Raw genomic sequence first — 18694 nt, 5'->3', positions numbered from 1 at the left:
TGTAAAGTATCAAGAAAATCATCTTGAAGTATCATTTTTTTCTACAAAAGGCGGTGGAGTTTCTCTTTGAGTTTTGCCAACGCGCGAGCGCGATGACTCACACTATTTTTGACCTCATTAGAGACTTCAGCCATCGTTTGCTCATATTCAGGCAGTAAAAAAACAGGGTTGTAACCAAAGCCATTACTGCCGCGACGCGCATGTGTGATACTCCCGTCAACACGTCCTTCAGCAATCACAGGCATGGGGTCATGCTCATGCATTACCAAAGCTAAAACACATTGAAAGTGGGCTTGACGTTTATCATCTGTGACATTTTGCATGTCATGAAGCAGCTTATCGATATTTGCTTCATCATTACCATGTCCGCCTGAGAAGCGTGCTGAATAAATCCCAGGCGCTCCCTTTAAGGCTTCAACGCATAAACCAGAGTCATCGGCAAGGGCTGGAAGTCCTGTAAATTGCGCACAATGACGAGCTTTTAAAATGGCATTTTCAACAAAGCTTAAGCCGGTTTCATCAGCATCGGGGACATTAAACTCTGTTTGTGGAATGACTTTAAAGCCCAAGGGCGATAATATCTCGCTGACTTCTTTGATTTTTCCTTTATTACTTGATGCAAAGACAATTTCTTTCATGTGCTTAGTGAGTCCGGTTTAGTAAATTGCGCGTAGTTTAATAGCAAATAAAAAACTAAGCAAATGAAGTAAATTGCTAGTCAGTGTTGAGGTGATTAAGTTAGTATATCGCATCAAAATTAAGAGAAGAGAAAGTATGACCAACGAGAAAAAGGCACTGATAGCACTGATCATAACCGTTGTTTTATGGGCATCTGCATTTGTTGGTATTCGCTATGTGATGGAAGCGTTTTCAGCCGGTGGCTTGGCATTATCACGCTATTTTGTAGCCTCTCTTGCTGCCTTTATTCCATTTTGTTTGATCAAAAATAAAAAATTGCCACGGCTTAAAGACTTAATGCTATTTGCTGTTCTTGGTTTTTTCGGCTTTTTCTCTTATAACATCTTGTTAAATGAAGGTGAGAAAACGGTAAGTGCCGGACTGGCAAACTTTATCGTTGCGCAATTGCCGATTATCGTCACTGTTTTAGCAATGATCCTATTCAAAGAGCGGGTTAATCGTTATGGCGTCTTAGGATTTGTGATCAGTTTATGCGGTGTGCTGGTGATACTTTTAGGAAGTCACAATAATGCGGGATTTGCTGGTGTGCTATTAGTCTATGGTGCGACCTGCTCAGGAGCGATTTACTCATGCTTTCAAAAGAAGTTCTTAGCACGTTACCACCCGATTGAAGTCGTGTGCTACTGTATGTGGCTAGGCACTTTGATGTTGATGATTTTTGCACCCGAGGCAATAAAATCAGTAATGCATTCGGATATGTCACACCTCTTAAGTATTGTTTATATGGGTGTTTTCCCCGGAGCGATTGCTTATTTATTATGGGGGTACGCTTTTAAGCATATTAAGGCGGCAGCGGCATCAAGTGCTTTGTATCTCATGCCAATATTCACGTTGATTTTAGCGGCTATTTTCTTATCCGAAATTCCAAGTATTCTTTCTGTCATTGGCGGAATCATTGCCGTTATTGGCTCGATTGTGATTAGCAAGTTTGGTGTAGCTGTTACGCGAAAAGATCAGTGAAATGGTTACAAAACCTTGAGTTTAAGGAGCCAATTTGAAACAATGCACGACATGAAAATTTTAAAATACGAACAGATAGCATGAGTCAGCAAAAAATGAGCATCAAAGGACGCATTGTCCATATGCTATCGTTTGAATTTATCGCTCTTTTGATTGTGGTTCCATTATCGTATTTTGTTTTACAGAAAAACGCAGTCGCACTGGGTGCTTTGGCTGTTATTCTTGCGATTGCGGCAATGCTTTGGAACTTTATTTATAACTGGCTATTTGACGTGATCGAAAATAAATGTGGTGGAGTACGCTTTAAACGGAAATTTTGGTTAAGGGTCGTGCATGCTTGTTTATTTGAGTTATCGTTATGTCTGGTTAGTGTGCCTTTTGTGATTATGTTGTTACATTTACCTTTTATTGCGGCATTTATGGTGAACTTAGGTTTTGTGTTTTTTTATTTGTGCTATGCGCTTGTTTTTAATTATATTTATGATCATATTTATATGAGGGTTGTGAATGCGCAATTGCGTAGACAAAAAAGAAGTGTATAAAGAATAATTAGTTGGAGTTAGCATTTTAGAAAAAACTATGATTTTAAAACACCCCGTCAGCCTACGGCTGCCACCCCTCTTGTAAAGAGGGGAATTAGGCAAGGATGATTTTATATTCCCCTCTTTGCAAGAGGGGTGCCGAGCTTGCGAGGCGGGGTGTTGAAGTAGAAAAAGTGTAGATGCCAATAATTAATAAAGTTTAAAAAGATGTAAAAGAAATAAGAAAAAGGATTTAACAATGGTTAATGCTCAAATTTGCTTTTTAGGTGGCGGTAATATGGCAAGAAGTATTATCGCGGGGTTAGTTAGTGATGGTGTTTCTGGTCAATCAATTACGGTGGTTGATCGCAACCAAGAAAAACTGGATATGCTCAATCAGATGTTTCGTGTCAATACAACACAAAGTGTTGAGAATGCAGTGAAAAATGCCGATATTATTATGCTATGCGTTAAACCACAATCGTTAAAGGATCTGATGTTTACGGTTAAGAAATCATTACATAAGCAGAATAAGCCGTTGTTTATATCAATTGCAGCAGGTATTACCTTGGCGCAAATTGCGCATTGGCTTGTGGGTGATTACGCGATTGTGCGTGCTATGCCAAATACACCAAGTCTTATTGGTTGTGGTGCGAGCGCGCTCTTTGCTAATGAATATGTGTCGCGTCAGCAAAAAGAAATGGCTGAGCAAATTATGCGTAAGGTTGGTGTTATTACATGGGTTGATCATGAGAGATTAATTGATGTCACAACCGCGATTTCAGGCTCAGGACCTGCTTACTTTTTTTTGATGATGGAGCATATGATTGATGTCGCAGTATCACTAGGATTAAGCGAAAAACAAGCGATATTGCTCGTGACGCAAACCGCCTTTGGTGCAAGCAAAATGGCGTTAGAAAGTACACAAACCTTGTCACACTTGCGTCAAAATGTCACCTCAAAAGGAGGAGTAACCGCTGCGGCATTAAAAGCCTTTTCAGAAACAGGGTTTAAAGAGAGTATTGCAAAAGCGATCAAAGAGAATCTCTCACGCTCACAAGAGCTGGCAAGCCAGTTTGGTAATGCGTTAACACATGATGAACAAAAGGATAAAATATGATTAATGCCGTTAATAATGTAGGACTTTTCTTAATAGAAATTATCTTTAGCTTATTTGCTTATGCGGTACTGCTTAGGTTCTTTTTACAATGGGTAAAGGCTGATTTTTATAATCCATTTTGTCAGTTGATTATTCGCGTGACTAATCCCTTGTTAAAACCATTGCGTCGCATTATTCCTGGTTTTTTTGGTCTGGATTTTGCAGCGCTTGTTTTGGCGTACGTTGTGCTATTGTTGCAAATTATGTTAATACAAATGCTAAGCGCAAAAAGCTTTTATATCCCATGGGGCATTATTTGGTTTGTTGCAGTGATAAAGCTTATTTTGACAGTGATCTGGATGTATATTATCTTGATCTTTATTCGCTCGATTGCCAGCTGGTTTGCGCAAGGCTCATATAATCCTGCTTTAATGGCATTGCACCAGTTGACCGAACCATTGCTTAGAAAATCACGCAGAATTATCCCGCCAACACAAAGTGGCATGGATTTCTCGCCAATGTTGGTATTACTTGTGCTTATTTGTTTGCAGATATTTATCTCGTCAATTTTTGGGATGTAGCGGGCTTTTGCTTTATAAACGCAGAAAAATTTAAACCTTGGGGTGATTATATTTCATTTGATACAGGCATAGTATTCGCATAGACTTAACGTGGGTTTTATGTTGGAGAGGGTAGTGAAGTGTCAGATTCATCGATGGTGGCGATTCGTCGGATAGTGCCTTTGATTGTTGCGGTGGTGATTTTTATGGAGTTCCTAGATCTCACTATTATTAATACCGCTATTCCTAGCATTGCCAGAGATTTTGGCATTAGCCCGATTTTGCTTAAATTTGCGGTAGCAAGTTATTACATCAGTCTTGCCATCTTTATTCCGATTAGTGGTTGGTGTACGGATCGCTTTGGCACAAAGAGAGTATTTTTATTTGCGGTGATAGTTTTCACTTTGTCATCACTTGCTTGCGGTATATCAAATTCAGTAGTGATGTTGACGCTTTGTCGCTTTTTACAAGGTGTCGGTGGCGCTTTTATGACACCTGTGGCACGGATTATTATCTTGCGATTATTCTCACGCAAGGAGTTGATCAAGGTGCAGGGAGTTATCTTCACGCCTGCAATGCTCGGTTACGTATTGGGACCCTTTATTGGTGGGATAATATGCGATAGTCTAAGTTGGCACTGGATCTTCTTTATTAATCTGCCAATTGGTTGTTTGGCGTTGATCGCGGGATTTATCTATATTCAGCAGCATGTTGCTAAGACGCTAAAGCGCTTTGATATTGTTGGGTTTTTAATTGCTGGTTTTGCTTTGGTGATTGTTACCTTTGGTGTGGAGATGATTGGGCATTATGATATTGTCAGTAAAGGTGTTGTTTATACAAGTATTGTGATTGGTATTGTGTTATTGCTGATACTGGTGGTGCATTGTTTGAAGAAGGTTAATCCAGTACTTGATTTGATTGTTTTTAAAGTCAAAACATTCAAAACAGCTGTGTCAATGAACGCCATATCATTTGCATTAACAGCGGGTGTTTCACTATTGCTGCCTTTAATGTATCAAGAGGGTTTTGGTTTTGATGCGGCAACCTCTGGACTTCTGACTTTACCGATTGCAGTGGGTTATTTGACCTTTAGAGGGTTGGCCAATCGTATTATTTCGCGCTTTGGCTTTAAAGCTGTTTTGCAAGTAAATTTGATTTTGGCAATAATCTGGCTTGTTGGTATTGCGCAGATTGAGCAGCATAGCTCGGTTATTTATATTGTGATTATTGAGTTCTTGTATGGCTCGAGCACGATTTTGATAGGTTCAGCCATTGGGGCATTAACCTACATGGATCTTAATGCGGATCAAGCAGCTAATGCAACGTCAATTGATCTAACAATTCGTCAATTTGCGGCATCGATGGGTGTGGCATTAACAGCAATTGTTTTAAGCAGTATGTTAAGTGTATTTAATTTATCCCTTTTTAGTCCAAGTGCTGCGGTATATCACTACAGCTTTTATGCGATGCTAGTGCTTTGGTTAGGAGCGTTAATCATAAGTCTTAGCTTAACTAAAGCCGATGGCATGGCGGAGCTGACAATAGCGAAGTAATTCAGACGCGCGCAACAGCGCGTTTGAGCTTATCCATTGCCAGCTCTTCAATTTGGCGGATTCGTTCGGCAGACACATCATGTTTTGCTGCTAAATCGTGAAGGGTGAGTTTATCTTCAGCAAACCAGCGCGATAAGATGATGTCTTTACTGCGTGCATCAAGCTTATCAATCGCTTCTTGTAATTTACCTTGAACTTTTTCCTCATAGTCATCTTCAACAGCTGTCTGCTCAGGATTTCTTGATTGATCCTCCAAGTATAAAGCCGGATGAAAACTTGACTCATCATCTGATTCTTCAACCGGTGCATCAAATGCCATATCATAGGCATTCATGCGTTTCTCCATTTCAAGGACTGTTTCAGGCTTAACACCTAGCTCTTTAGCGACACTTTGGATTTCTTCATCACTAAACCAGCCCAAGCGTTCTTTGCTACTTCTCAAATTAAAAAACAGTTTGCGTTGCGCCTTTGTTGTCGCAATTTTAACAATACGCCAGTTTTTCAAAATATAGTCATGCATTTCAGCCTTAACCCAATGCACAGCAAAGGAAACAAGACGTACACCGACATCAGGATCAAAGCGTCGCACGGCTTTCATTAAGCCGATATTACCTTCTTGGATTAAATCAGTAATTGGTAAACCGTAACCCGAAAATCCACGTGCAACTTTAACGACAAAGCGCAAGTGTGAAAGAATCAGCTTTTGTGCCGCATCAATATCATTTTGTTGGCGTAAGCGATGCGCTAGTTCTTTTTCTTCTTCTTCGGAAAGCATCGGGATACTGCTGGCAAAGCGGATGTAGCTATCTAAGCCATCCGTATCAGAAAGTGCTGGTATTGGTAAGGTGTTTTTTTTAGGAACGAGTTCTTTACCCATATGCTGCTCGTGTTGTTCATAATGCTGCAAAGTATAGCATATATATACCCATCACAAACCATTAAACATTGCAAAGCGATTGATAATGGGTATATAGCATTGCTGAAGATGTTTTAAGCGTGAAAATATTTGTCCCTAGAAACAAAAAAACCGCTTATCGCGGTTTTAATGATGGCGTCCCCAAGGGGATTCGAACCCCTGTTACCGCCGTGAAAGGGCGGTGTCCTAGGCCTCTAGACGATGGGGACACAAACTTGTGTCATATCAGTTTACTGGTGGAGCTAAGCGGGATCGAACCGCTGACCTCTTGCATGCCATGCAAGCGCTCTCCCAGCTGAGCTATAGCCCCGAAACTGAAGCTGCATTCTAGGGAGGTTTTAAAAGGCTGTCAAGCGCTAGATTTAAATATTCTTAAAATTTGAGTTTTTTGTCGGCTGCTGTGTGAAAGTCTTCTATACTAGGTGCATAAACATGGATAGCGAGTATGAAAATGTCTCTTAAAAAAATAAACAGGAATGCTAAAGCACGAGGTTTCTCATTGATCGAATTATTAATCGTCGTTGCGGTGATTGCCGTGTTAGCGGCAATTGCCATTCCGATGTATAGCAATTACGTGCTAAAGGCGCATCGAGCCGATGCAGTAAGCTCAATCAATCTAATTGCAATGAATCAAGAAGCATGGGCATTAAGCTCAGGCACTTACACAGCAACGCTGACTAATGTGTGGTCAGGAACGACCTCAACAAGAGGTTTTTATGATATGAGCTTAATAGGTGTTACAAGCAGCGGCTATACAGTTATTGCAACGCCAACGGGGTCACAAACGGCAGATAGTGGTGATTGTCCTAATTTAACGTTAGTCGCCAGTGGTGGCGCAATCACGCGCACCCCGATTGCTTGCTGGGAGTGATGATTTAAATTGGGATAAGAATATTCTTGTCAATATATGACTGACAGAGTGCTCTGCCATTTTGCAATAAGTCCTCACTTACAGGTAGCGATAAATTGTGAGCGGCAGTCGTAATTGCTTGATCAATACTTTGGGGTTCTGTCATCAATAGCTCTAATAAATGAGCACTTAACAGGTTTACCTCCATAAACAATACTTTAAAGTTGAGATTGCGATAAACCACAAGAAAAGTTGGATTTAGCGGTGGTTTTTCGGGCGTGAAGTCTTTAGATATTTGATGCACTGGGTAGCGATAGACAAGTACGCGAGTGCTATTATTCGTCATGTAGTGAGCGTGAGAGTCTGGGTTACGTTCACTCTCAACGGATAGCTCAATATCTAGCTCAACCCACTCGTAATGCATAAGCTCATGCAAAAAAGACCAAGGTAATTTCTCTAGGGTATTGATATATTCCACAAACTGCTTAGGTAGGTCATAAAAGTAAGGGCTTTTACTTTCGTAGTGGGCAAGAAATCCTAGGGTTAATATGCGCCATTGCTCCTTTGATAAAATACTAACACTGACAGGAAATGCACGCTTTAAAGTATTATTGATGTTGTTGTAAATAAGATTTTGATAAATTTCCATTTGTTCATGATTGATATTAGGAATGTCTTTCGCTGCACTTTGCTGGCGTAAATTACAGGTAAAATCAGTCATTATCTTATAGCTCATACGGATTCCCTTGAATAAACCTGTTGCTGAATTTGGGCAATGGTTTGAAGCTCGAGCTTTAAACTTGCTAAAGGCGGTAAATTAAAATCACGCTCAAGCAAAGTTGGAAAGAAGCCATGTATTTGGTAGCAGTAACAAAGAAGCTGCCACACCGGGTCGATCACATCTTCACCATGGGTGTCGATAATGAGTTCTGGGGATTTCTGCCAATGACCAGCAACGTGGATATAGTGTATTTTGTCACTGGGTAATTGCTTAATAAATTGCTGTGGGTCATAACCATGATTAACACTGTTAACATAGACATTATTCACATCTAGCAGTAGCTGGCAACCGGATTCGGAAACGACGGCTTGAATAAAATCAATTTCACTAAGTATTTGCCCAGGGGCTGCATAATAGGAAGCGTTTTCTAGAATCAATGGGCATTCCAGAATATCTTGTACTTGTTCGATACGTGTAGTGACGTGCTTAACCATCTCATCACTAAAAGGCAAGGGCAGTAAATCGTATAAATAGCCTTGCTGATCTGAGCAATAGCTTAAATGTTCACTGTATATAGTAATCTGATGCTCACGCATAAAGGCTTTAATGCGTTTGATAAAATCAATATTTAAAGGTGATATTCCACCAATCGATAAGCTTAGTCCATGCAGTACGATGGGGAATTGTTCACGATACTTTTTAAGTAAGTGCGCGCGACGACCACCTATGCCAATCCAGTTCTCAGGAGCAATCTCAATGAAATCAACCCCCTGAGGGTTTTGCAATAGCGCGTCAAAAAACTCCTGACGCAGTCCAAGTCCTATGGCTTGGTGATCTAGCATGCGTTTGTCCTTGTTATTATTTATTGGTCGCCATTATCATTGTCGCCGCTGTCATCGTCACTGCCACAGCTGCCAGCACCGCATTTCATATCACTGCTTTTATCAGATGAAGCACCACATGAACCTGCGCCACATTTACCATCTTGTGATTTATCCGTAGCGTGGTCACTGCCGCAGCTGCCGGCGCCGCACTTCATGTCACTCGATTTATCATTATTTGTACTGTTTGCATCAGTCACTTGGCTGCTTTGTCCATTTTGACCATTGGCATAACCGTTATTCATATCATTGCTTTGAAAGTTACTATCAGCAAAAGCGTGTGTTGACATGCCAAATGCTAAAGCTGAAGCGATGATTAATGATTTTGTAGCTTTCATAGAGTTGTTCTCCTCGTTGTGGGTTTAAAATCCTTCTTAGTGCGTCTTGTAACGACATCCAAGTTTTGGTGAATATTAGCATAGCGAAAATAATAAAAAATGCACGAGGTGGATTGCAAATAAAGTTTTTCTTTTGGCATTGCTCTGTGATGGGTATAAACTATGTGCCAGTAATGACGCTAATGTTTATAAATATATTCTGGTTATGAAACAAATATATCTTGATTATGCCTCAACAACACCGGTTGCTGATGAGGTGGTGGCACAGATGCTTAAATATCTAAGTGTTGACAATGCCTTTGGCAATCCGGCGTCAAATACGCATGATTATGGTTGGCAGGCAAAAGAAGCCGTGGATAATGCACGAGTACAAGTTGCCAATCTTATTAATGCTGAGGCGCGTGAAATTGTTTTTACCTCAGGTGCGACAGAGTCGGATAATTTGGCAATAAAAGGTGTGGCAGATGCCTATGGATCTCGTGGTAAGCATATTGTTACCTCAATGATTGAGCACAAAGCAGTGATGGACACTTGTGCCTATCTTGAAACAAAAGGGTATGCGGTAACTTATCTTAAGCCTGATGCTAAAGGTCAAATCTCACTAGAGCAAATCAAAAATGCATTAACAAAAGAGACGATTTTAGTTTCAATCATGGCAGTTAATAACGAATTAGGCACGACGTACCCTTTGGCAGAAATTGGTGCTTTATGCCGTGAGCGTAAGATCTTATTTCATGTTGATGCCGCGCAAGGTGTTGGCAAAATCAACATTGATGTGAAAGCAATGAATATCGATCTTTTGTCAATCTCAGCACATAAGATCTATGGACCAAAAGGCATTGGTGCGTTATATGTCAGAAGGAAGCCTAAAGTAAAACTCACACCATCGATTCATGGCGGAGGGCATGAGCAAGGATTTCGTTCAGGTACGTTGGCAACACATCAAATCGTAGGGTTAGGTAGCGCCTGTGAGTTAATGTCTTCAAAGCAAAATGAATTAAATAAGCATGTATATGAGTTGCGCGATCAATTTTTACAGGGGATAAATATATTGCCTGAGTTAATCATTAATACCCCGCTAGATAATAGCTATGCTGGAATTGTTAATATTACCTTTAAAGGTGTTGATGGCGAGTCATTAGTGGCAATGCTGTATCAGTTAGCAGTATCGATGGGATCGGCGTGTAATTCAGCCAGTGTTGAACCGTCATTTGTATTAAGTGCCATTGGTCTAACACAGCAACAGGCACATGCTAGTTTACGTTTTTCATTTGGGCGCTATACTACGACAGAAGATATCGATATTGCCACTGCAGCAATCGTTGATGTGGTTACGAAATTGCGTGCATTATCGCCACTATGGCAAGGTTAATAGTGCTATGATGAGTGAGAAAATTTTAGCACTACTTAAAGCGATTACATTGAAAGACTGCCAGTATGATGCTTCATGCGTTCAAACTATTGCGCATGTTGGGGAGTTGGGGCAGCAAGTTTTCATTTATAGTGATCAGACTAATTACTACTTTAAAGCGATTGGTAGCCCGTATTTATTGGCAATAACAAAATGGCTGGTAATGCAATTGCAAGATAACGATAAGGCAGCGCTTACTGCTTTTGCTGATATCGATATTGCTAAGTTGCAACAGATGTTTGATTTACCAATGCATAAACGTCAAGACGCCCTAGTGATTTTGCAGTTGATTGAGCAGTTATGATGAGCACAATAAATAGGGCGGTTGTGTTACACAGTCGTAAGTACAAAGAATCATCACTGTTATTAACATTATGGTTAAAAGACCATGGTAAGTTGAATGCAATTGCGCGGACGAACAAAAAGAATCATGGCATTTATCAGCCATTTAGCTTATTGAATGTTGATATAAAGATCATGCCTGCGGCGGAAAGCTTGGCAAATATTCGTTTTGCCGAGTGTGAAAAGAGCTTCATCATGGGGACATATCTATCGCAATTAGCGCGGATGTATCTTAATGAGGTTTTATACTGGCTTTTGCCGCATGATCATCATGATGCAGTGCTTTTTGATCGTTATTTATTAGTAATACAAGAGTTGGTTAGCGATGATATTACGAAATTGTTACGGTATTTTGAGCTGCAGCTATTAGAAAGCTTAGGTTATGGTTTTCAGGTGGATTATGATGAGCATCATAAAATGATGACTGAAGAGCATTATTATGCAATGGCGCCATTATCCGCCTTTTATCAAACAACCGCTGAAAGTGGTATTAGTGGCAAATATATCAAACAGTTGCAACAGCCTGTGTCCAGTTGGGATAATGACACGCTGCAAGTGCTGCAAAAACTCATACGGATTAATTTAAATGCTTGTTTGCAAGGCAGAGTACTTAAAACCCGTGAGTTGTTAATAAGTTATTTACGAAACCAAAATGCTTGATGACGCTTAGGTGATCATTTGCTATGATGTGACGAGTTTAACGTCTTAATTTTTTAACGTATGGATCAATTAAGCCTTTCTTTTGAAGATAATGAAAAGCAGACGATTAGCGCCTTTAGTCGTCAGGCATATTTGAATTACTCGATGTATGTGATTCTTGATCGCGCATTACCGCATATTGGTGATGGTTTAAAGCCCGTGCAGCGGCGGATTATTTATGCGATGAGCGAGATTGGCTTATCGGCATTAAGTAAGCACAAGAAATCCGCACGTACTGTCGGTGATGTGTTGGGTAAGTATCACCCACACGGCGATAGCGCTTGTTATGAAGCAATGGTGCTGATGGCGCAGGATTTCTCATATCGCTATCCCTTGATTGATGGGCAAGGTAACTGGGGCTCGCCAGATGATCCAAAATCATTTGCGGCAATGCGCTATACCGAGTCGCGATTATCCAAATACGCTGAAGTTTTATTAAATGAACTAAAGCTTGGTACAGTCGATTGGCAGCCAAATTTCGATGGCACACTACAAGAGCCAAAGATGTTACCCGCGCAAGTGCCTAATGTACTCTTAAATGGCAGCATGGGGATTGCTGTGGGGATGTCAACGGATATCCCGTCACATAATCTTACGGAAGTCGTTGAAGGTTGTTTATATCTCTTAACAGGTAAAGATCACGATTTAGACGGTTTAATGGCGCATATTCCTGGACCTGATTATCCAGGAGGGGCTGAGGTTATTACTCCTTTTGAAGAACGTAAAAAGATTTACGAGACAGGTACTGGTAGCATTCGTCTGCGTGCGGTATTTCATACGGAAGAGGGGAATATCGTTATTACTCGTGTGCCACATCAGGTCTCAAGTGCCAAGGTGATTGAACAGATTGCTGCCCAAATGAACAGTAAAAAAATCTCATGGCTTAGTGACATACGTGATGAGTCTGATCACAGTGATCCGGTGAGAATCGTATTAGTACCACGTTCAAATCGTGTGGATACCAATCTTTTGATGAGTCACCTATTTGCGACAACCGATCTTGAAAAAAGCTATCGTGTTAATTTAAACATGATCGGTTTAAATGGTAAGCCACAAGTAAAATCACTGATGGAAGTACTTGTAGAGTGGTTGCAATTTAGAACGGAAGTCACGACTAAGCGCCTGGAATTTCGTTTGGATAAAATCTTAGAGCGTTTGCATATTTTAGATGGCTTTTTGATTGCATTTTTAAATATCGATGAAGTCATTGCGATTATTCGTTATGAAGATGATTCTAAACAAGAGCTGAAAAAGCGTTTTGATCTTACTGACACGCAAGCTGAAGCTGTACTTAATTTGCGTCTACGCAATTTAGCCAAGCTGGAAGAAATGGCGATTAAAAAAGAAAAACATGAGCTTGAAAAAGAACGTGATGAGATTATGGGGTATTTGGAGAATCCAACTAAATTAAAAAATCTCATCAAAAAAGAGCTCAAAGCTGCACAACAAAAACATGGTGATCAAAGAAAATCAGCCCTTGTGGTGCGCCCTGAGGCTAAAGCATTAAAAGAAGCGGATTTACAACCGGTTGAAAGTGTTACCGTTGTCTTATCAAAGCAAGGCTGGGTGCGTGTTGCCAAAGGTCATGATGTCAATGTTGAAGGGTTAAGCTACAAAACCGGTGATAGTTATTTCGCCTCAAGTATGGGTAAGAGTAATCAGCATTGTTTGTTCTTCTCAAGTTTGGGTAAGGCTTATAGTTTATTAAGTGCTGATTTGCCTTCAGCAAGAGGTCAAGGTGAACCGATTACAGGACATTTGAAGCTTGAGCAAAACGAGCATATTGTTGCACTAACATTTGTGACTTCAGAAGATCAGTTTGTTTTAGCCTCAAGTGCAGGTAATGCCTTTTTAGCAAATGTCGATGATCTAATTAGTAAGAACCGCTCAGGAAAACAGGTCATTACATTAGGCAGTGACAAGATGGTGCCTCCGGCTAACGCGCATGATGATGAGCATAGCTTGATTGTTGCTATTTCTAATCAAGGACGCCTTTTGGCGGTTGATAGAAGTGAGTTGCCAAGTTTGGCAAAAGGTAAGGGCAATCGTCTTTTGAATATGCCAAGCCCGCTAGCAACAGGTGAAGAGCTTAAATTTGTTAGCGCCATTACTAATGGACAAAGCTTAATAATCTACTCAGGTAAACGCCATATGCGTTTAAGCTTTAGCGATCTTAATGAGTATCAAGGTAAACGCGCCTCACGTGGTAAGATTCTGCCGCGTGGCTTTCAGAATGTTGATCATATTGGTGTTGAATAAGTAATAGTAGACTACCACCAACTTTGCGATGGAATATTACAGCGTCTAAGCTGATAGGCGTAGCGATACGCCATATCTTGGGTTTCACGTGCGTATTTCATTAAAAATTGATTATTACGATAGCTTTTTTTCATATAGCCATAAACACCTTGGTTATAGGCTAAATATAGCTGATAAGCATTGTCCTTGGAAATCCCTGCAATGCGTTGCGCACGATTGGCATACCAACCGATAAAGTCAACAGAATCGGCAAAATTCGTGCGACTTGCCCATGAGTTTCCGGTTTCTTTTTGATATTCCTCCCATGTGCCATCAAGTGCTTGGGCATAACCATAAGCTGTGGACTGGCGTCCGGTTGGGATAAACCCGAGAACATACTGCATCGGTGTTTGCGCATCGGCAATGAAGCTTGATTCTTTACGAATAAATGCCCATTGGACACTGATAGGCACACCCCATTTTTTATAGGAGTCTAAAGAGTCGTAATACCAATCAGGGTATTGCTGTGCGATTGAGCAAGCGTTATTAGGGTTATTCGGTGGTGCGGTAATACAACCGGCAAGTGGCAAAACAGCTAAAATAGCTAAAAACTTAAAATCAAATTTCATTAAATCAAGTAGCGATTTTTTAGTAACATTGAGGCACAGCCTAACGGATTTTTGAGAGAACGCGAACTATTTTCAACAACTTTTTATTCCAAGTGAACGCGCAATACAGTAAGTTATGCAACTAATATACCAAGTATGACTATCTAAGATATGGCAAAGCTTCATTTTTATTACTCCACCATGAATGCCGGCAAGAGTACAACTCTTTTACAATCTGATTACAATTATCGTGAGCGCGGGATGAATACCTTATTATTCGCGCCTAGCTTTGATGATCGCTTTGGGGTGGGTAAAATCTCATCGCGCATTGGTCTCCAAGCAGATGCGTTGTTATATGATCAATCAACGGATCTCTGTGTGGAAACGCAAGAAGTGCTTAAAACGAAGAAACTACATTGCATCTTGGTCGATGAGGCGCAGTTTTTAACAAAAGCACAAGTCCTGCAATTAACTGACATTGTTGATGAGTTGGATATTCCGGTACTTGCCTATGGCTTACGTAATGATTTTCAGGCAGAGCCCTTTGAGGGAAGTAAATATCTACTGACTTGGGCAGATCAGTTGATTGAGATCAAAACCATTTGTCACTGTGGTAAAAAAGCCACACATGTCTTGCGTCTGGATCAAGATATGAATGTTATTAAAGATGGTGAACAGCTGCAAATTGGCGGCAATGAGCGTTATATCTCGGTCTGTCGTTGGCATTATAAAAAAGGGCAAATTGCCTGATTAAAATACTTTTTCTTGCTGTGAAATCCGATCTTTGCCACAATGCTCTTTAGAGCTGATGATGGTATAGAGAGGGTGTGTGAAGTCATATTTAAAGGCGCGTGCGGCATTATTTAAAAATAGCTCGTTTAGCTGTGCGTGTATTATGAGCTTTTTTTCTGCTATTGCCGTTGGCGTGGCGTATGTCTCGTTTAGTTGGCACTTGCTTGAGATCTACAATAGTGTGAATGCGATTATTATATTTATGTTTAGCTGGTGGGTCTCAGGTGCCGTTTTATCTCCTGTGACAGGCTATGTTGCCGATCGTTTTCCACGACAAAAAATTATCATTGCGACCAATAGTGCACGTGTTGTTGTGATTGCTGCATTTCTAATGTCTGGCTACCTTGATACATTGGCTGAGGTATACTTCTTTACCAGCTTTTGGGGCTTGATATTAGCGTTTTATATGCCGGCAATGCTGATTATGGTGCGAGAGATCTTTAGTGATGATAGTTATCTGTTATATGCCAATAGCACGATGGATGGCATATTTGAAATTGGCATGGTTATCGGGATGTCACTGGGTGGCTTGTTAGTTGTGTTTTATAATATGCATCAAATCCTATACTTCTTATTATTTGGCACAGCAGTCGCATTGATAGCAAGCTTTGGTGTTAGACCTAGACGTCATGTTGAGCGCAGAGATACTGGATTTATTGAAGACTGGCGCATGGTTTATCGCTTTTTGCGCAAAAAGCGGTTTGTCTTTTGGTTTTATGTCGCTGAAATTGGTTTTACTTGCTTGTTTATGACGGTACCGATTTTTATCGCACCCTATGCTAAGAATATTTTACAAGCAAGCTCATGGCAATTTGCCTTGATTGAAACTGGTTTTTCGATTGGCTTTATTATTGGCTGCATTATCCTGCCATGGTTTGCAGATCGGTATAATGAGGTTAAAACCATTGTCGGCGCACTTTTAGTATCAGTCTGTTTATACTTTATGCTGGCAATAGTCCATAGTGTATGGTTGGCACTAATCTTTTACTTTATTATTGGTATATGTCTTTCATGTTGGGCGATTTCAGTGACTCTTGCCCAAAGGCATACTGATATCACGCTACAAGGGAAAACTCAAGGCTTAAGCTACGGCTTATCCGGCTTAATGGTCATGGTCATCTATACGATGTTTTTGATTATCAATAGTCAAATGCATTTCCCAAGTAACTATTGGTTTTACTTTATTATCGTCTTGGCATTAATGATTATCTATCCATTGTTGCGTGGTGGAAAACTACAAAAAAATCAAGGATGACATTTGATCTTTTGAAATATTGAGCTAGGATTGCAAGGGCGACACTTATTCTATTTGTTTATTTATCTATTGAGGGATCAATTATATTAACAGCCGACTTTTAGGGCTTGGTGTTATCATTTTTAATTGTGTTGCTTTGGTAATATAACCTAGGCGAGGTATGAAATGCATAATGTGACAAAGAATGAAAGCACAGTTTTTAAGCTTAAAAACCTAAGAAAAATTAGATTGTTAGAGCAAGTAAAGCCATTTTTTGACATATTAACTGTCATATTTTCTATTGCTTTTTGGCCATTACTTATTGGTCTGTGCATTGTGTATGTTATGCATACTCATGTTGGAGGTGATCGAGCTGGACCACTTTTGTTTTTATCTTTAATTACGCCTTTTATCATAATACCGATGATTATCTCTTTTATTGTATCTATTGCGTTAATATTGCGTGGTTATGCCCGACGGGACAGTTATAAACAAAAACATCAAAAATTATGGGATAAATATGAGCAAAAGACGAGCGTCTATTATAAATCTAGAGCAAAAAAAATCTGGATAATTTGTTCGATCATTATCGTTGGATTAACGCTATCTATAACAATAGCTTCATTAATTTTTAAGTATAAAAAAGCGAATTTTCTTGAAAGTAAGCAAAATGTCATCAAGACATTTTTAGCTAAAAACTATCCTGATGCAAAATTTTATGATGTCAAAGCCTACACTGATTTGAGAAAAGGTGAAACCAATTACTTTACAGTGAGATCAAAGAAATATTTAGGGCACTATTTTGACGTTAGTATTACTAAAAGTAATAGTGTGAGTTTGGACAATAATGATTTAACAAAAGCCAAACAAGAACTTGCCTATAGGCAAAAATACTTTAAGCAGTTTGATGTTAATAAAATAATTTTTAATATTTATTCTGATGGGTTAAGTGGGTATATCGATATACAGAAGTCGCCTGAGAAGTTATTGGAATTTATGACGAGCATCTTTGAGATTTATCAAAATATTAATAATACTCAGAAGACTTATCTAAAAGTTCATTTGGTCGATTTGCCCGAACCAATAGATAGCACTCAGATTGATATTCCATTTGATTGGCGACAATTGATGTATTATAAAAATAGCTATGCAATAAGGCACACCTGGGGATTGTTATTTATAGCAGATTGCAAAAACAGTCCTAGCACAGATGGATGTAATAGCGCAGAAAGAGGAGATTCAAAATACACTGCACTAGATACGAAAATCAAAAGTCCTTTAGATATTGCCAAATATATTAAATTGATCCCAACACACCCTGTTAAAGCTGATATTTTTGGAGATATTGTAGACTCTTGGGCAATTTCAAGGCGATATAGCTCAGAACAGGCGCAATTTTTAGTGAATACCCCGCTTTATCAACAAATCGTTAAACTTACAACTACGGGAGAAAACTTATGAATAAGCAAACCAATTCGCAACAAGCCGCCTTTTTGTCCTGTCTGGCATATATCCAAAATAAAAAAACCGGTCAGTTTGGGGGGTATGATGAAGGAGTGCAGTAAAAGGTATTTGGCGATATCGGCAATAGTGGTATTACTCATCGGTTTATCGTCTTATTTTATTTATAGGGCAGTCATGCATGAGTCAACAGATTCTAAGCTTGAGGCCTTAAAGCCTAACATAGTCAAAGAACTCAATGAGCGGTATCACGAAAAGTTTAAAGTAATCAAAGGCAAATATAACGCTCAAAGTAAAACTTATAGCTTTATTGTTGAGACAGATTCGATGCCAGATGAGCAATTCATTGTGATTACTGATTTAATGGGTAAGGGGGCTTTTGTCAGTAATTTTTTGCAGATTCGGCAAGCGATAGAATCTGCAAAATTGGTAGAGAGTTACTTTAAAGGTGTGGCTAGGGATTATAAAGCAAGTTTTAGTGGAGCTTCTATATCTCCTTTAGAACTACCAAAACACCAGAAATATTTATCAAAAGTAGCATTGGATAATTTGCATAGCCAAGCGTTGCCTTTGGATAAATGGATGCAAACAAGTCATCAGACAATGAAGTTTGGTGGTACCATTAAAATCAATATTAAAGAAACACCCGAAAATATTCTTAAAGTATTAGAGGCTGTTTATTTGCTTAATAATATCAAATGTCAACTAACTTTTCCGGTTACGACAACTAACTTTGCCGATTTATAGCAAAAAAATTATTTTTTCATACGATAACTTTCTCCTTCTAGGCTAATCACGGTTGCATGATGTA

The 18694-nt window shown here is 39.6% G+C and carries 20 protein-coding genes and 2 tRNA genes; 14 read left to right on the top strand and 8 right to left on the bottom strand.

What is annotated here, in order from left to right; all coding sequences use genetic code 11:
- Positions 1-41 precede the first annotated feature (41 nt).
- Positions 42-638 carry an XTP/dITP diphosphatase gene (locus tag F3D68_RS01520; RefSeq protein ID WP_151192774.1) on the bottom strand — a complete coding sequence of 199 codons (597 nt, stop codon included), beginning with the start codon at positions 636-638 and terminating at the stop codon, positions 42-44.
- Positions 639-774: 136 nt separating this feature from the next.
- Here F3D68_RS01520 and F3D68_RS01515 point away from each other — a divergent pair, with 136 nt between their 5' ends.
- From F3D68_RS01515 to F3D68_RS01495, 5 genes are all read left to right on the top strand, one after another.
- Positions 775-1659 carry a DMT family transporter gene (locus F3D68_RS01515; protein WP_151192773.1) on the top strand — a complete coding sequence of 295 codons (885 nt, stop codon included), beginning with the start codon at positions 775-777 and terminating at the stop codon, positions 1657-1659.
- Between the two features lie 80 nt (positions 1660-1739).
- Positions 1740-2201, top strand: coding sequence for a PACE efflux transporter (locus F3D68_RS01510; protein ID WP_151192772.1), 462 nt, complete (start codon positions 1740-1742; stop codon positions 2199-2201).
- Between the two features lie 238 nt (positions 2202-2439).
- The gene (gene proC / locus F3D68_RS01505) at positions 2440-3300 is read left to right on the top strand and encodes a pyrroline-5-carboxylate reductase (protein WP_151192771.1); all 861 of its coding nucleotides are present in this window, start codon (positions 2440-2442) and stop codon (positions 3298-3300) included.
- Positions 3297-3860, top strand: a complete 564-nt coding sequence (locus tag F3D68_RS01500) for a YggT family protein (protein ID WP_151192770.1) — start codon at positions 3297-3299, stop codon at positions 3858-3860. Before proC ends, F3D68_RS01500 begins: the two co-directional genes overlap by 4 nt.
- 119 nt (positions 3861-3979) lie before the next feature.
- Positions 3980-5392 (top strand): DHA2 family efflux MFS transporter permease subunit, encoded by a 1413-nt coding sequence (locus F3D68_RS01495; protein WP_151192769.1) that lies wholly within the window; start codon positions 3980-3982, stop codon positions 5390-5392.
- A 1-nt stretch (position 5393) separates the two neighbouring features.
- Here F3D68_RS01495 and rpoH read toward each other — a convergent pair whose 3' ends face one another.
- The 3 genes from rpoH to F3D68_RS01480 all read right to left on the bottom strand — a co-directional run bounded on the left by rpoH (position 5394) and on the right by F3D68_RS01480 (position 6618).
- Positions 5394-6269, bottom strand: a complete 876-nt coding sequence (rpoH, locus tag F3D68_RS01490; protein ID WP_151192768.1) for an RNA polymerase sigma factor RpoH — start codon at positions 6267-6269, stop codon at positions 5394-5396.
- A gap of 172 nt (positions 6270-6441) precedes the next feature.
- A tRNA-Glu gene (locus F3D68_RS01485) sits at positions 6442-6517 on the bottom strand.
- Between the two features lie 25 nt (positions 6518-6542).
- A tRNA-Ala gene (locus F3D68_RS01480) sits at positions 6543-6618 on the bottom strand.
- Between the two features lie 135 nt (positions 6619-6753).
- Here F3D68_RS01480 and F3D68_RS11365 point away from each other — a divergent pair.
- The gene (locus F3D68_RS11365; protein WP_151192767.1) at positions 6754-7179 is read left to right on the top strand and encodes a type IV pilin protein; all 426 of its coding nucleotides are present in this window, start codon (positions 6754-6756) and stop codon (positions 7177-7179) included.
- 4 nt (positions 7180-7183) lie between these two features.
- Here F3D68_RS11365 and F3D68_RS01470 read toward each other — a convergent pair whose 3' ends face one another.
- From F3D68_RS01470 to F3D68_RS01460, 3 genes are read right to left on the bottom strand one after another with little or no spacing between them, the layout of a single operon-like run.
- The gene (locus F3D68_RS01470; protein ID WP_151192766.1) at positions 7184-7894 is read right to left on the bottom strand and encodes a DUF2063 domain-containing protein; all 711 of its coding nucleotides are present in this window, start codon (positions 7892-7894) and stop codon (positions 7184-7186) included.
- Entirely contained in the window at positions 7891-8721 is an 831-nt protein-coding gene (locus tag F3D68_RS01465) for a DUF692 domain-containing protein (RefSeq protein WP_151192765.1), read from the bottom strand. The genes F3D68_RS01470 and F3D68_RS01465 overlap by 4 nt, the downstream gene beginning before the upstream one ends.
- 20 nt (positions 8722-8741) lie before the next feature.
- Positions 8742-9098 carry a hypothetical protein gene (locus F3D68_RS01460; protein ID WP_151192764.1) on the bottom strand — a complete coding sequence of 119 codons (357 nt, stop codon included), beginning with the start codon at positions 9096-9098 and terminating at the stop codon, positions 8742-8744.
- 205 nt (positions 9099-9303) lie between these two features.
- Here F3D68_RS01460 and F3D68_RS01455 point away from each other — a divergent pair, with 205 nt between their 5' ends.
- Genes F3D68_RS01455 through parC form a run of 4 tightly spaced genes read left to right on the top strand, consistent with a single transcriptional unit; the run spans position 9304 to position 13809 of the window.
- Positions 9304-10470 carry an IscS subfamily cysteine desulfurase gene (locus tag F3D68_RS01455; protein WP_151192763.1) on the top strand — a complete coding sequence of 389 codons (1167 nt, stop codon included), beginning with the start codon at positions 9304-9306 and terminating at the stop codon, positions 10468-10470.
- A 7-nt stretch (positions 10471-10477) separates the two neighbouring features.
- Positions 10478-10813 carry a hypothetical protein gene (locus tag F3D68_RS01450; protein WP_191092657.1) on the top strand — a complete coding sequence of 112 codons (336 nt, stop codon included), beginning with the start codon at positions 10478-10480 and terminating at the stop codon, positions 10811-10813.
- Positions 10810-11511, top strand: a complete 702-nt coding sequence (gene recO, locus F3D68_RS01445) for a DNA repair protein RecO (RefSeq protein ID WP_151192761.1) — start codon at positions 10810-10812, stop codon at positions 11509-11511. Before F3D68_RS01450 ends, recO begins: the two co-directional genes overlap by 4 nt.
- A 60-nt stretch (positions 11512-11571) precedes the next feature.
- On the top strand, positions 11572-13809 hold the full coding sequence (gene parC, locus F3D68_RS01440) for a DNA topoisomerase IV subunit A (protein ID WP_151192760.1): 2238 nt from the start codon (positions 11572-11574) through the stop codon (positions 13807-13809).
- A gap of 11 nt (positions 13810-13820) precedes the next feature.
- On the opposite strand, the gene F3D68_RS01435 is transcribed toward parC, so the two are convergent.
- On the bottom strand, positions 13821-14417 hold the full coding sequence (locus F3D68_RS01435; protein ID WP_117002387.1) for a transglycosylase SLT domain-containing protein: 597 nt from the start codon (positions 14415-14417) through the stop codon (positions 13821-13823).
- A 150-nt stretch (positions 14418-14567) separates the two neighbouring features.
- On the opposite strand from F3D68_RS01435, the gene F3D68_RS01430 reads away from it, so the two are divergent.
- The 4 genes from F3D68_RS01430 to F3D68_RS01415 all read left to right on the top strand — a co-directional run bounded on the left by F3D68_RS01430 (position 14568) and on the right by F3D68_RS01415 (position 18630).
- Positions 14568-15146 carry a thymidine kinase gene (locus F3D68_RS01430; RefSeq protein ID WP_151192759.1) on the top strand — a complete coding sequence of 193 codons (579 nt, stop codon included), beginning with the start codon at positions 14568-14570 and terminating at the stop codon, positions 15144-15146.
- Between the two features lie 79 nt (positions 15147-15225).
- Complete coding sequence (locus F3D68_RS01425; RefSeq protein WP_151192758.1) at positions 15226-16443, top strand: MFS transporter; 1218 nt, start codon at positions 15226-15228, stop codon at positions 16441-16443.
- Between the two features lie 165 nt (positions 16444-16608).
- Positions 16609-17883, top strand: coding sequence for a hypothetical protein (locus F3D68_RS01420; RefSeq protein WP_151192757.1), 1275 nt, complete (start codon positions 16609-16611; stop codon positions 17881-17883).
- A gap of 177 nt (positions 17884-18060) precedes the next feature.
- Entirely contained in the window at positions 18061-18630 is a 570-nt protein-coding gene (locus F3D68_RS01415) for a hypothetical protein (RefSeq protein ID WP_224728201.1), read from the top strand.
- Positions 18631-18694 lie beyond the last annotated feature (64 nt).

Origin of the sequence: Cysteiniphilum sp. JM-1, from assembly GCF_008711525.1 — a bacterium.
Taxonomy (GTDB): domain Bacteria; phylum Pseudomonadota; class Gammaproteobacteria; order Francisellales; family Francisellaceae; genus Caedibacter.
The sequence above is the reverse complement of the archived record's forward strand: the minus strand, read 5'-3'. Positions and strand labels throughout refer to the sequence as shown.